The 13,198-nt window shown below is 72.7% G+C and carries 10 protein-coding genes; 2 read left to right on the top strand and 8 right to left on the bottom strand.

What is annotated here, in order from left to right; all coding sequences use genetic code 11:
- The first annotated feature begins 196 nt into the window (after positions 1-196).
- Entirely contained in the window at positions 197-847 is a 651-nt protein-coding gene (locus tag VG276_24385) for a GNAT family N-acetyltransferase (GenBank protein HEV8652438.1), read from the top strand.
- Between the two features lie 415 nt (positions 848-1,262).
- On the opposite strand, the gene trxA is transcribed toward VG276_24385, so the two are convergent.
- Together trxA and trxB are read right to left on the bottom strand one after the other, a co-directional pair.
- A complete protein-coding gene (trxA, locus tag VG276_24390) occupies positions 1,263-1,589 on the bottom strand; it encodes a thioredoxin (protein HEV8652439.1) in 327 nt (108 codons plus the stop codon).
- A 234-nt stretch (positions 1,590-1,823) separates the two neighbouring features.
- A complete protein-coding gene (gene trxB, locus VG276_24395; protein ID HEV8652440.1) occupies positions 1,824-2,792 on the bottom strand; it encodes a thioredoxin-disulfide reductase in 969 nt (322 codons plus the stop codon).
- Between the two features lie 157 nt (positions 2,793-2,949).
- On the opposite strand from trxB, the gene VG276_24400 reads away from it, so the two are divergent.
- Positions 2,950-3,441 carry a hypothetical protein gene (locus VG276_24400; protein ID HEV8652441.1) on the top strand — a complete coding sequence of 164 codons (492 nt, stop codon included), beginning with the start codon at positions 2,950-2,952 and terminating at the stop codon, positions 3,439-3,441.
- A 74-nt stretch (positions 3,442-3,515) separates the two neighbouring features.
- Here the strand turns inward: VG276_24400 and VG276_24405 are convergent, their stop codons facing one another.
- The 6 genes from VG276_24405 to VG276_24430 all read right to left on the bottom strand — a co-directional run bounded on the left by VG276_24405 (position 3,516) and on the right by VG276_24430 (position 12,871).
- The gene (locus VG276_24405; GenBank protein ID HEV8652442.1) at positions 3,516-4,376 is read right to left on the bottom strand and encodes a hypothetical protein; all 861 of its coding nucleotides are present in this window, start codon (positions 4,374-4,376) and stop codon (positions 3,516-3,518) included.
- A gap of 7 nt (positions 4,377-4,383) precedes the next feature.
- Positions 4,384-5,106: a sigma-70 family RNA polymerase sigma factor gene (locus VG276_24410; GenBank protein ID HEV8652443.1), complete on the bottom strand. Its 723-nt coding sequence runs from the start codon at positions 5,104-5,106 to the stop codon at positions 4,384-4,386.
- 5 nt (positions 5,107-5,111) lie between these two features.
- A complete protein-coding gene (locus tag VG276_24415) occupies positions 5,112-6,638 on the bottom strand; it encodes a protein kinase (protein ID HEV8652444.1) in 1,527 nt (508 codons plus the stop codon).
- A gap of 379 nt (positions 6,639-7,017) precedes the next feature.
- Positions 7,018-8,106: an NlpC/P60 family protein gene (locus tag VG276_24420; protein ID HEV8652445.1), complete on the bottom strand. Its 1,089-nt coding sequence runs from the start codon at positions 8,104-8,106 to the stop codon at positions 7,018-7,020.
- A 323-nt stretch (positions 8,107-8,429) separates the two neighbouring features.
- Positions 8,430-12,425, bottom strand: a complete 3,996-nt coding sequence (gene murJ / locus VG276_24425; protein ID HEV8652446.1) for a murein biosynthesis integral membrane protein MurJ — start codon at positions 12,423-12,425, stop codon at positions 8,430-8,432.
- The gene (locus tag VG276_24430) at positions 12,422-12,871 is read right to left on the bottom strand and encodes an NUDIX hydrolase (protein ID HEV8652447.1); all 450 of its coding nucleotides are present in this window, start codon (positions 12,869-12,871) and stop codon (positions 12,422-12,424) included. Before VG276_24430 ends, murJ begins: the two co-directional genes overlap by 4 nt.
- Positions 12,872-13,198: the final 327 nt, after the last annotated feature.

Consider the following 13,198-nt stretch of genomic DNA (forward strand, 5'->3'; position numbering starts at 1 on the left):
CGTGGGTGCCCACCGTGCTGATGCCGCAGACCTGCGTCGGTGAGCCGTGAAGGAGCCACTCGTGCCCCGACCCACATGGCCAATCCTTCGACGAGTGGGGCAGAGCTTTCTCGCCGGCATCTTGGCCGGAATCGTCTGGGCGCTGTGCACGATCAGGGACCGTCAACCCTCTGCGTCCCAAGGGGTCAGGTGACGAGTGGGTCGCAAGGTCAGCCCTCTGCTCCTCGACACGCTCCACCTGCTGCCTGAGCCGTGCCGGCGCTGCGTGTTCTGGGAGCTCGCCACCCGGGCGCGCGCTCGCGGATCGGAGGAGGCCGGTCTCCAGAAGGAGGCGTGGCTCTCCTCCGTGGTGCTCGAGTGGGGTGCGGCCGGGCATGTCCTCACGGTCGACGGGGCTGTCGCTGGGTACTCGCTGTTCGCTCCGGCCCGGTTCCTCGAACAGGTCGGCATCCAGGCCGCCAGGCCCGTGAGCAGAGACGCCGTGTTGCTGGCGGCCTTGGCCGTCGCGCCCGAGCTCGAGGGTCAGGGCATCGGGCGGGTCCTGCTGCAGACGATGGCTCGCGATCTCACCAAGCGGAAGGTCCGCGCCGTGGAGGCTTTCGCGGACCGGGCGTGGACCGGCCGCAACTGCCACATCCCGGTCGGGTTCCTGGAGGCCAGCGGCTTCCAGGTCGTGCGCGAGCACCCGCGCTATCCCCTTCTGCGGATGGACCTCCGCACCACCCTGCGCTGGAAGGACGCCCGCGAGGCGGCGCTCGAGGCGCTCCGGGTCCCTGCCCCCGGGCAGCCGGCGCTCCGCCCGGTGCCGGCCGCGCGCCCAGAGCCGCGCCCCGGCAACGGCCAGTAGCCGCACCAGCCGGCACGGCCGCCAGACGGCACGGCCGGTAGTCGCCACGAGCCGGCAGCCGCCGCCACGAGCCGGCAAGGGCCAGACACGACCGGCGAGGTCCGAGCTGCCGCCACCAGACCACCAGGATAGGTAGCGCAACCACTATCGCAGCCGAGAACGTTGGCAACGTGCGCGAGTCCTGGCCCCAAGGAGCCCTACGCGACCGACCCGGGAGCCCTACGCGACCGGTCCGCTAAGGGCTCGCCGCCCAACAACCTGGCCAGATCGAGTCCGCTTACCTCGGTGTGTCGGCGCTGAACGACCAAGCTATTGACCCGCAGGCCCTAAGCAGGACACCAGAAGTTTGCCCGGAGCCCGGGCCAGCGACCAGGGCGTTCCCGTCAAGGTACGGACAGGACCTCTGAGCAGGTGCTCAGCCGATGAACTCGGCCAACTCGGTGACGATGTTGCGCTTGGGCATGGCACCGACGAGGCGCTTCTTCTCGACACCGCCGATGAACAGGGACAGCGTCGGGATGCTCATGACGCCGAAGCGGCGAGCGACGTCGGGGTTCTCGTCCACGTTCAGCTTGACGATCACCAGCTTGTCTTCGTGCTCCCCGGCGATCTCCTCGAGGGCCGGGGCGACCATCTTGCATGGTCCGCACCATTCAGCCCAGAAGTCGACTAGTACGGGCTTGTCGGCCTGGAGCACTTCCACCTCGAATGTGGAGTCCGTCACCGTCGTGGCTCTGCTCATATGCATGATGCGGTGGGGAGCGTCATCCCCTTCGCATCTCCACCTCCTCGAACATCGAACGATGGGACGGCACCGCCGCCCGGCGGGCGGCGGAACCGCGTGACGCAACATCTAGATCCGGCAACAACGACGGCGGCGCTGGTATTCCGTTCCTGCGTCCGGCCCGACGGTTCTCGACGTTTCAGCCCAGGGAACGGTTCCTCTCAACATCAAAAGCGTGCAGCCAGGCCGGTCTCAGTCCCAGTTGTCGGTGGTCGCCCCGGAGTCGTGGCCGTGGGCCTCCAGCCAGCGCTCGGCGTCGATGGCGGCCGCGCAACCCGTGCCGGCGGCGGTGACCGCCTGCCGGTAGGTGTGGTCGACCACGTCGCCGGCCGCGAACACCCCGCCCACGCTGGTCGCCGTCGACGGCGCCCGGACGGCGATGTAGCCGGCCTCGTCCAGCTCGAGCTGGCCCGCGAACAGGTCGGTGTTGGGCGTGTGCCCGATGGCCACGAACATGCCGGCGACCGGGATCTCGGACTCGGTGCTGTCGGCCAGGTTGCGCAGGCGCAGCCCTCTGACGGTCTGGTCGCCGAGCACGTCGACCACGCTGGAGTTCCAGATGAAGTCCAGCTTCGGGTTCGCGAAGGCGCGGTCCTGCATGACCTTGGAGGCGCGCAGCCGGTCGCGGCGGTGCACGACGGTCACCTTGTTCGCGAACCTGGTCAGGAAGAGGGCCTCTTCGAGGGCGGAGTCGCCCCCTCCAACGACCACCAGCGGGCGGTCCCGGTAGAAGAACCCGTCGCAGGTGGCACAGGTCGACACGCCGCGGCCCAGGAGCCGGCGCTCGGACTCGAGCCCGAGCATCTTCGCCTTGGCGCCGGTCGATACGATGAGCGCCTTGCCGGCGTACTCCTCGTCGTCCACCCAGACGCGGAAGCGCGGGCCGGACAGGTCCACCTTGGTGGCATCGGCGGTGACGAACTCGGCGCCGAACCGGGCCGCCTGCTCTCGCATCTTGCCCATGAGCTCAGGGCCGAGGATCCCCGTCGGGAAGCCAGGGTAGTTCTCCACCTCGGTGGTCAGCATGAGCTGCCCGCCCGCCTCGGCACCTTCGATGACGATGGGCCGCAGGTTGGCCCGGGCGGCATAGAGCGCAGCGGTCAGACCAGCGGGGCCGGAGCCCGCGATCAGCACCGCGGTTCTGGTACGGGACGTGGCCATCAGGTGCAGGTGCCTCCTCGATTGGGGTGCGCGAGGAACGGGGCAGCGAAACCAGGCGCGACCATGCCAACAGATTGTCCCATACCGCTATTCCGACGCCATCTGGCACCGCACGGGCTGGGCGAACCAGGCCAGTTCCTCGTAGGCTAAAAGGGAGATGACTACGGATCAGACCGACGTCACCCCGACCTGTGTGAACCACCCCGGGGTGGAGACTAGGCTGACCTGCTCCAACTGCGGCGACCCGATCTGCCCACGCTGCATGGTGACGACCGCGGTTGGGCAGAAGTGCCCGAACTGCGCCAGGCAGCCGAAGGCGGCCAGGGGCACGCCGCCCGCGTCGCAGGTCGCCCGGGCGTTCGGCGCCGGGCTGGCCGCCGCTGTCGCCGGTGGCTTCTTGCTCCTCCTGCTCCCGTTCCGTGGCATCCTCCTCGCCGCCGTCTACGGGTACCTGGTCGGCGCTGCCGTGCGCTGGGCGACCCGTCGGCGCGTCCACGCCCGGCTCGGGGTGGCGGCCGCCGCCGCCGTGGTCATCGGGCTTGGCACCGTGGTGGCGCTGCTCGGGGGCGTTCCCTGGGCGCCCGCGTGGCTCCTGCTCTACCTGGTCGGGGGCGGCGTGGCGTTCGCCAGAGCCGGAGTCAACTGGTAGCGAGCGTCGCGGGGCGGGCCGCCACGAGGCGTAGGCTCAGGCCACCGGGTGCAGGGCCGGTCCTGTTGTCTCGGTCAGCTGGCGGGTACGGCCACGCCCGAGAAGAGCGGCGCCCCGGTGCAGCCGGTCGCCGGGAAGGCCCAGTAACGCACCTCGCGGGGAGGGTCGCCGACGTAGGCGACCAGGATCTTGACCACCCGTCCGTTGGACACGCTGATGGCGACGAACGCCGGCCGGACCGTGCCGGCCGAGGCGATCCGGTCGAGGCAGGCCTGGTCGGCCGGGGGCGGCGCGGGCTGGCCCGGGGCGGCCCGCTCCATCGTCACGCCCAGCCCGTGGTCCTTGCCGCTCTGCAGGGTCCACCCGGAGGACCGGGCCTGCTGGAGGGCGTCCCGCGCCTTGGTGTTGACGCTCATGGCGGCCCGCAGCTTCGCCGGGGAGAACTCGCCGGGCAGTCGGACCTCCGTGAGGCCTCCCCGGTCCGCCCGCCCCTCGCTGGCGCCCGCGCCCGCGGTTCCGCTCCGACCCTCGGCGGAACCCTCGGCCTGCGCTGGCGCATGGGCGGCGGCGCTGGTGCCACCGCCGTCGCTGCCGCTCGTTGTGAGACGGATGAAGCCGAAGGCGCCGGCCACGAACAGCAGTACCGCGGCGGCGGCACTCCAGGTGGCCGGCCGCTGGTACCAGGCCGGGCGCCGGCGCGGCGCCCGGCGGGCCTGCTCGGACTCCACGGCCGCCGCCAGCCGGTCGTGGAACCCGGCCGGCAGCTCGGGCTCGTCCAGCACGGCCAGCCGCTGGCGCGCGCCCTCGAGCGCCCCGACGACCGCCCCGCAGTCCGGGCAGCCTGCCACGTGGGCCGCGGTGCGGCCCTGGTCGGGCTCGTCCAGGGCGCCCGCCTGCCAGGCGGCGAGCTCCTCGTGGTCGGGGTGGTCGGGCACGGCCGTGCTACTCCTCGCTGGTCTGTCGTTGGCTGTCCACCGGTTCCGACGCTCGCGCCAGTGCCCCGGTTCCCGTTTGGCCCGGCCCCTGTGCCAGCGCCCCGGTTCCCGCTTGGCCTGACCCCTGTGCCAGCGTCCCGGTTCCCGCCGGGCCTGGCCCGCTAACCACCTGCAGCTTCACCGGAGCGCCCTGGCCGAGCTCGCTGAGCTGCTCGGCCAGGGCGAGCCGGCCGCGAAAGACCCGGCTCTTGAGCGTGCCCACGGGTACCTCGAGGATGTCGGCCGCTTCCGCGTATGGCAGCCGGAGCAGGTCGCAGAGGACCACGGCCACCCGGAAGTCCACGGGGATGCGTGTCAGGGCGGACTGGACGGCGACGGCGGTGGCCACCGTTTCGCCCGGGTCGCTGGCGACCGCCTCGCGGGGCAGCCCCGGCTGCTCCTCGGGGTCGAGCGGGGTGGTGCGGGCCCGCGCGCGCCGCCGGGCCTGGTCGGTGGCCGCGTTGACCGCGATCCGGTAGAGCCAGGTCGAGAACGCGGCCGCCTGACGGTAGGTCGACGCCCGGCGCAGCGCGGCCACGAACGCCTCCTGGGCGGCGTCCTGCGCGTCCTCCCGGTTGCCCAACATGCGCAGGCAGATGCCGTAGATGCGTCGCTCGTGCCTTGCCACGAGCTGGCCGAAGGCCGACCGGTCGCCGCGCAGGTGGGCGGCCAGCAGCTCCTCGTCGGTCATGTCGGTCACGACCGCAGGATCGCCTCGACGATCCCGTCGCGGAACTTCCCGTCGCTGTCTCGGGGCAGCTTGGTGAACCAGACCAGGTAGTACCGGTAGGGGCCGCCCCTGAGCTGGATGCTGCTCGACCGCTCCCGCCCGTCGGTCGCGGTCAGCCTCTTCCAGCCGCTCTCCAGGTCCGCCGGATACTGGCCGGCCTCTTCGTTCGCGCCGTAGACAGTCACCTCGGCGCCCCCGGTCAGCAGGGTGAGGGCGAGCGAGCGGGCCTGCTGGGGCCTGCCCAGGTCGAGAATGAGGCCCACACCCCGCTTGTACGGTCCGAGGTCGCCGTCGTTGTACCCGGACGTCCTCCAGGCGCCGTCCTTGCTGCCGTCGATCGCGTTGCCGACCTGTCCCTCATTCTCCCGCTTGTCGGCGTCGGTGGTGTACGGGTCGAACGAGGTCGCGGCACTGACCTTCAGCGTCTCGCTGGTCGGCACGGCGCGCTCGGTGGTCGTAGGACCCGCCTTGGACTTGCCGCTGCCGCCAAGGATCGGCCCGACGGTCTTGGACAGGGTGAGCCCGACCACCACCAGCACGGCTGCGAGCCCGACCAGGACCAGGGTCCAGGCGAGCCAGCGCCCCTCGTGGCGGATGAAGCTCTCCTCCGGCTCCCCGGGGGCCTCGCGGGGCGGATCGGGTGGCTGGCGCACGATCGCCCGCGTGTCCCCGTCGTCGGCGGCCGCCGACCTGGCCAGCGCCGAGGCCATGGCCCGAGCGGTCGGGAAGCGGCGGTCGGGGTCGCGGGCCATCGCCCTGGTGACTACAGCGTCCAGCTCGCGAGGTACCCCGGCCCGCATCGAGCGGGGACCCATCGGGCTCGAGCCCCCGCGGCCGGCCACCGAGGGCGCCCGGCCGGTCAGCATCTCGAACAGGCAGGCACCCAGCCCGTAGACGTCGGCACGGCCGTCCACCTCGTCGCCCTCGGACAGCTCGGGGGCGAGGTGACCGGAGACACCGAGGATCTCGCCGGTACGGGCCGGATCCTCCTCGGTGGCCGCCTTGGCGATCGAGAAGTCCGACACCTTCACCGTGCCGTCCTCGCAGATCAGGATGTTGCCCGGCTTGAGGTTGCGGTGCACCACGCCGGCCCCGTGGGCGTAGTCGAGGGCGAGGGCGACCTCGCTGGCCAGCCGGGCCGCCTTGGCCGGGGGGAGCGGGCCGTGCCTGGCGAGCAGTTCGGCCAGGCTGGCGCCCTCGACCCACTCGAGGACGATGTAGGCGACGCCGTGCTGCTCGCCGGTGTCGTACAGCGCGACGATGCTCGGGTGGGTGAGGCGGGCGGCGTTCACAGCCTCCTCGGAGAAGCGGGCCCGGAAGCTCGGGTCGGCGGCCAGTTCCGGGTGCAGCACCTTGATGGCCACGTCGCGCCCGAGAACACGATCGTGACCACGCCAGACGCTGGTCATGCCACCAGATGCGAGTCGTTCGCTGAGCTCGTAGCGCTCAGCGAGGAGTCGGGGCAGACCGGAACCGACCTGCGACATGCTCATAGGCGAGGCAGCGGGGCGTTGGGCCCCGGAAATCGCGACAGGGGCAGTCTAGTGCACCGGGAAGCTTCCGTTCATCCGGATGGCCGCGGTCGCGCCCGTTCCCTTCCGGACCGGGGCTGGCAGCGGTGCCGACCCCTGACGAGACCAGGAAGGCCCGGCAGCGGCGCCGACCGGGCCCGGACCGCCGACCGGTCCGAACCACGGAGGGGCCGCGGCGCACCGACCGGGTCCGAACCACGGAGGGGCCGCAGCGCACCGACCGGGTCCGACCAGGAGAGGCGGCAGGCGGCACCGACCGGGTCCGGACCAGGAGTGGCCGGCACCGACCGACCAGGAAGGCCCGGCAGCATTGCCGGCCATGGACCGGAAGGAGGCGGCATCAGCCGGTCGGGCGGACGGCGCCGATGTAGTCCGACCGGCCGATCGAGCTGATGCGGATGCTGGCGCCGGTGTAGGGGGCCTCGACCATCAGGCCGCGGCCGACGTACATGCCGACGTGGTGGATGCTGCTCGGATCGGAGGTGTTGTCGGCGAAGAACAGCAGGTCGCCCGGTGCCAGGTCGACGAGGTCGACGTGGGGTCCCGTGTACCACTGGGACCGGCTGGTGCGGGGCAGCGAGAGCCCGGCGCGCCCGTACGCGGTCATGACCAGCCCGGAGCAGTCGAAGCTTCCCGGCCCGGTGGCACCCCAGGCGTAGGGCTTGCCGAGCTGGGCCAGCGCGTGGCGCACGGCACGGCGCGCAGTCCGGGAGGAGTGCCGTCCGAGCCCAGGGTCGGCCCACCACCCGGCCGACCGGCCCGACAGCGCGCCCTGCGCCCTGGCCCGCGCCCTCGCCGCCCTGGCCCGGGCGGCCCGCTCGGCCGCGAGCCGGCGGGCGAGGGCGCGCCGGCGCAGCTCCTCCTGGCGCCGGCGCTCCTCCTCCACGGCCCGCTTGACGGCTCGGTTGACCCGCGCCAGGTAGCTCCGCTGGCTGGCCAGGCGGGCCTCGATCTCCTTGCGCTGCCGGTCCAGGCGGGACTGCAGGTCCTCCTGGGCACGCCGCTGGCGGGCCAGGTCGCTGGCGACCGCGTTGAGCACTCGCTTGGCCTGCTCGACCCGGGCGATCGCCTCGCTGTCGGCGTCCATCACACCGGACTGGTACCTGACCTGGGTGAGCGCGTCGTGGATCTCGACCGCGCCGAGCAGCTGGCCAAGCGAGGCCGCCGGCCCGTGCACGTAGATGGCTCGGGCCCGCTGGTCGAGGAGGAGCTGGGCCGCCTCGAGCTGGCGCTGGGCAACCTCGAGGCGCTGCCCGGTCGCGCGCTGCTCGGCCCGGGTCCGGTCGAGCGCCTCGCGGTTGGCGTTGTAGTCTTCGACCAGCCGCCCGACCTGAGCGTTCATCCGGTCGATGGTCCGCTGGACGCGGACCGCCTCGTCGCGGAGTCGGGTGATCTTGCGGGCCGGGGTCTCGCGCGGCGCGGCGCTCACCGGCTGCTCCACTCCGCCCACGACCACGCCGAGGGCGGCCAGCACGAACAGGGCGTTCCGGAGATGGCGCAGGGGAAGGCTCCAGGTCTCGGGGCTGCGGCAGGCGGAAGTTCTCCCATCCCGGAGAGCAAATTTCAAGCACATCGAGATGATTATTTTTTTCAGGAGTTTCGATACGTTATGCTAAATGAGACTATTTCGGAAATGGAGCCGCCGCCGGGCCGGAAAGCGCCGCTGCGCCGCCGGGCTGGAAAGGCCGGTGCGCCCGCCGGGCCGCTGCGCCGCATGGCCGGGGCGCCGCCTGGCCGGAAGGGCCGGTGCGCTCAGGCGCGGGTGCGGGCCCGGCGGCGCTGCGCGATCGCGAACAGGAGCCGGAGCTCCTCGATGCGAAGCCCCCGTGCGGCGGCGAGGTAGGTGACGACGCCGGCCAGGACGCCGGCGAGCACCACGGTGAAGTCGGCCAGCAGGCCAGGGCCGAGCAGGCGGCCGGTCGCGCCGGCGGCCGCGGCCGCCACCACGCCCATCACGACGCTCGCGGCCAGCATGCGGGCGACCGCGCCCATGACGCGGCCGGCGTCGATCCCACCGATCCGGCGTGAGAGCGCGGAGAGCAGCAGGGCCGCGCCGACGGTGTAGGAGATCGCGTGCCCCGCGGCCAGGCCGGGCACCTTCCACGGCGTGGGCAGCAGGCTGAACAGGAGCAGGTCGAGCACGACGTTGACCGCCGCCGCGACCAGGTTGAGGCGGAACACCGTCCGAGTGTCCTGCAGGGCGTAGAAGGCGCGCAGGGTCAGTTGGAAGGTCGAGAACGGGACCAGGCCGAGCACGAACACGATCAGCACGCGGGTGAGCAGGAGCTGGCTGTCGCTGCCCTGCTTCACCACGCCGTGGACGAGCAGCAGCTGCACGATCGGCCCGGCCAGGGCCAGGTAGCCGACCGCTGCGGGCAGCAGCACGGCGGCGGTCAGCCGGACCCCGCGCGAGACCGCCGACCGGAACGCGTCCCAGTCCTTGGCGACTGCGTGCTCGCTCATCTGCGGGAGCAGGGCGGTGATCACCGACACCGCGAACACCCCGTGGGGGAGCTGGAAGAAGATGAACGCCGTGGTGTACGCGGTGTAGCCGCCCTTGACGCCGTAGGCGAGGACCGGCGTGATCAGGTAGCGCAGCTGGTTGACGACCACGTAGCCGATAGTGAACGCCGACAGGGCGGCCATCTTGCGCATGGCCGGGTCGCGCACGTCCCAGACCCAGCGGTAGCGGAAGCCGATCCTGCGCAAGAACGGCCACTGCACCATCGTCATGGCCACGACCCCAGCCGTGGTGCCGAGCCCGAGCAGGAGCTTCTGGCCGGTGGTGACCTCGCCCAGCTGGGGGACCTGGCTGCCCACCAGCAGGTGGAAGGTGACGCCGACGGCGATCACGACGAGGTTGTTCAGGATGGGCGCGAACATCGGCACGCCGAAGCGCCGGTTGGCGTTCAGCAGCCCGGTCATGACCGCGCCGACGCCGTAGAAGACGATCTGGGGCATGAACATGGCCAGGAGCTGCCCGCCGACCTGCTGCGCCTGGGCCTCCTGGACCGGGTCCCCACCGTGGATGTAGAGCTTGATGATCCAGGGCGCGGACGCCATCGTCGCCAGCGCGAGCAGGCCGAGAACGACGAACGTCACCGTCATCACCGAGCGGGCGACATGCCAGGCCGCCTCCCGGCCGCGGGTCCGGCGCACCTCGACGAACAGCGGCACGAAGATCGACGACAGGATCCCGCCCAGGACCAGCTCGTAGATGATGTTCGGGGTGGTGTTGGCGACGTTGTAGGTGTCGGCCAGCTTGCTCTCGGCCACGCCCAAGGTCGCGACCAGCACGATCACCCGGAGCATGCCGGTGACGCGGCTCAGCAGCGTGCCCACGGCCATGATCCCGGTCGAGCGGGCCAGGCTCGGCTCCTCCGGTTCCTGCTCCGGGCCCGCCTCCTCACCCGGGCCCGGCGGTGGGGCTGGTCCAGCAGGCATGGACGCGGAGGCGGTACCGCCCGGCCCCGGGGCCTCGGCGGCCCAGGCGGCGCCCAGCCCCACGGCCTCGGCGGTCCCGGCGCCCAGCCCCACGGCCTCGGCGGCCGTGGGCGCGGCGGTGCCGGGCTCGGCGGTCCCGGCTCCGGAGACCTCGGCGCCGGGGCCGGAGGGTCTGCGCGGGCGTCGGCGCTTGACCCGGCGGCCTCCGCGCGGGCGTCGGCGGCTCAGGCGCCGGCCCCACCACAAGAGCAGGAACCCGGCCGTCCCGCCGGTGAGGGCGAGGGCAACCCTGCTGAAGGCCGTCGAGACCAGGACCATCTCGGCACTGGCCACGGTGAATGCTCCGTCCGGGGTCAGCACCTCCACCAGGATCGGGAAGGTCCCGGTCGTCCTGGTGCTCACCTGCACGGTCTGGGTGGTGGCGCGCTTGGGCTCGACGGTGAACGACTGCGCGGTCACCGGCAGGTCGACCTTTGGCGACGACACCCGGATCACCAGGGTCAGCCGCTGGTCGCTCGTGTTGGTGACCCGGATCGGGATCGGTCCCTGGCGGGCTGTGAGCGTGAACCGGGTCTTCTCGACGCTCACCTGCCGGTAGAACGCCTCGATGCCGAGCTCGACCGACTGGGCGAAGGAGCGGCGCCGGCCCTGGTGCGAGTTGCCCCGCCAGTCGCTCGACTCGGCGATCAGCAGGTTGCGGTCGAAGACGGCGAGCGGTGGGTAGTCCGGGCCGACCACACGCTCGAAGCTGGTCAGCTTGGCCCGGGCGCCGGCGACGCCCCGCAGGAAGTCGCGGGGCAGCCCCTGGGCCACCTCGGCGGCGGTGACCGGCGCGAGCTGGCGCGACCCCGTGCCCGGTCCTTGCGGCACCTGGCTGGCCAGGTCGGTGGCGTGCTCGAGCTGCAGCCAGGGCGCGCTGGTCAGGCCGCGCACCAGCGCCCGGAAGAAGGCGGGGGCCGGGCGCCAGGTGTGCTGCTGCGGCGCGAGCAGGATGCCCCGGGGCGCGGGCCGGTTCCCCCCAGGCCGCTCGAGCCAGACCACGGCGGTCTCGGCCAGGACCCGCTGGGCCCATTCGGCCGGGGTGGTCGTGGCCGGCCGGCCGGCCGGGGGGGTCGTGGCCCGGCGGTCGGACAGCGCCGCGGACAGCGCCTGGTCGGGGACGAGGGCGAGCCGCGGCTGCCCGGCGCCCGCGCTCAGGTTGACGGTGGCGTTCGGGGTGACGTCGCCCTCGGCGGGCCTGGCCAGCCGGCTGGCGTCCAGCACCACGGTCTCGGCCGAGGTGCGGGCCAGCGGCCGGAGGGTGGCGGCGTCGATGGCGCCGCTCACCGGCCAGGCCAGGCTGGTGTCGGGCGCGACGCCGGTCTGAGCCTGGATGGCCTGGCGGCCGGCCAGGATCGCGGCGAGCGCCTCGGACTCCATCCCTGACCGGGCCAGGGCGGGCAGGTCGCCGTCGGCGTAGGCGATCGTGCCCGGCCGGTTCTGCCCGATCGCCCGGCGCAGGTTGGCCATGAACTGCTGCGAGGTCTTGGACTGGATGCTGCCCGCCGCGTATTGCTTGACACCCAACTGGGTGCGGACGACCCAGGCGGCGCCCATCGCGGTCGCCTCCTCGGTAAGGAGGGCGTCCACCATCATCGTCACCCCCCCCGCAGCCGGCCTGGCGAGCTCCTCCGCCATCGCCCCGAGCGGCGCCCGGGTGGCGAGCTGCACGGCCAGGCTCGAGTCGACGAAGTCCCCGCTCGAGCTCCGGTGCGAACGGTCGTGGAGCGGCACGAGCAGGGCGGCGTGCAGGCGGTTGCGGACCTGCTCGCTCACGTAGACGACGAAGGTGCTGACCGTGGCGGTCACCGGCCCGGCGCTGGTCTGGGCCCGGACCCGCAGGGCCGCCGGGAGCACGGCGCCGGGCAGGTCGCCGCGCCCGGGCAGCGCGACCGGCTGGCCCTTCACACTAATCGCGCTCCTGGGGCTGACCACGCCGCCAGGCACCTCGAAGGTGTCCAGCCAGGTGCGCAGGCCGGCCTGGCCGGGATCGTCGACCAGGGTCTGGAACTGGGACCGGAACCGGACCGGCGCGCCCACCCAGGTCTGGACGGTCAGGTTCCGCAGCGGCTCGGACCCGTGGTTGGTGACCAGCAGCCGCCACCGCAGCGGCGACTGCGGGTTCACCCAGGGAGAGATCTCCTGCAGGCCGGCGGTCACGACCGGGGGCTGCTGTTGCTGGGCGTGAGCGGGGGCGGCCAGGCCCGGCGCGGCAACGGCCAGGACGGCGGCCACCGCGAGCGATGCGGCGAGCCGGCGGATCACCCGGCCACGCCCTGATCGGCCAGCGCGCCGGCGATCAGGTCCAGCAGGCGGCGCTCGTTCGCGAACGTCATGGCACGACGGGCCTGCTCGGGGCTGAACCAGCTGGCGTCCTCCATCTCGGCGTCGTGCAGGGCGAAGTCGCCGCCGACGGCCCGCATCAGGAAGTAGTGGACGAACTTGTGGTACCGGGTCTGCTCCGGAGCCCACACGAACCAGTAGTCGATGGTGTCGAGCGGGCCGAGCAGCTGGACCTCCAGCCCGGTCTCCTCCTGCACCTCGCGCAGGGCCGTCTCGGCCACCGTCTCCCCGGTCTCCTGCTGGCCCTTTGGCAGCGTCCACTGCAGCGCGCCTCGAGACGACCTGTGAGCGACCAGGGCGACCGGGGCATCGGGCCGCGGCTCGGCCAGGACCACCCCGCCGGCCGACGTGGCACGGGCGGTCTTCATGTGCTCGGCCGTGGCAGGGTGAGGGCAGCAGCCGTCCTCGGTCGATGTGGGGGAACTCGCTCTGGCGTGGCGTGCCCGACCGGCGGTCCTGGTTCGATGTGGGGGGAGCTCGCTCCCCCCACGGCCCCCCAAGAGCGCCTGCGCCATGGTTCGGGGGGAACCGCGGCCACCAGGTACACGCTCCCCCCACGGCCCCCCAAGAGCGCCTGTGCCATGGCCCGGGTTGACGCTGGGGGGCCGGCGCGGCCGTACGCGCTGGCGACCGTGGTCCGGGTGGACCCGCCGGTGTCGTCCCAGGTCGGCGACAAGGCGGTGGTGACCGCCGAC

Source organism: Actinomycetes bacterium, assembly GCA_036000965.1.
GTDB lineage: Bacteria > Actinomycetota > CALGFH01 > CALGFH01 > CALGFH01 > DASYUT01.

Excerpts from the sequence above, each read along its gene's own strand:
- trxA (HEV8652439.1), bottom strand. The coding sequence starts at position 1,589 with ATGAGCAGAGCCACGACGGTGACGGACTCCACATTCGAGGTGGAAGTG.
- trxB (HEV8652440.1), bottom strand. The coding sequence starts at position 2,792 with ATGGCCACGTCCCGTACCAGAACCGCGGTGCTGATCGCGGGCTCCGGC.
- VG276_24400 (HEV8652441.1), top strand. The coding sequence starts at position 2,950 with ATGACTACGGATCAGACCGACGTCACCCCGACCTGTGTGAACCACCCC.
- VG276_24410 (HEV8652443.1), bottom strand. The coding sequence starts at position 5,106 with ATGACCGACGAGGAGCTGCTGGCCGCCCACCTGCGCGGCGACCGGTCG.
- VG276_24415 (HEV8652444.1), bottom strand. The coding sequence starts at position 6,638 with ATGAGCATGTCGCAGGTCGGTTCCGGTCTGCCCCGACTCCTCGCTGAG.
- VG276_24430 (HEV8652447.1), bottom strand. The coding sequence starts at position 12,871 with ATGAAGACCGCCCGTGCCACGTCGGCCGGCGGGGTGGTCCTGGCCGAG.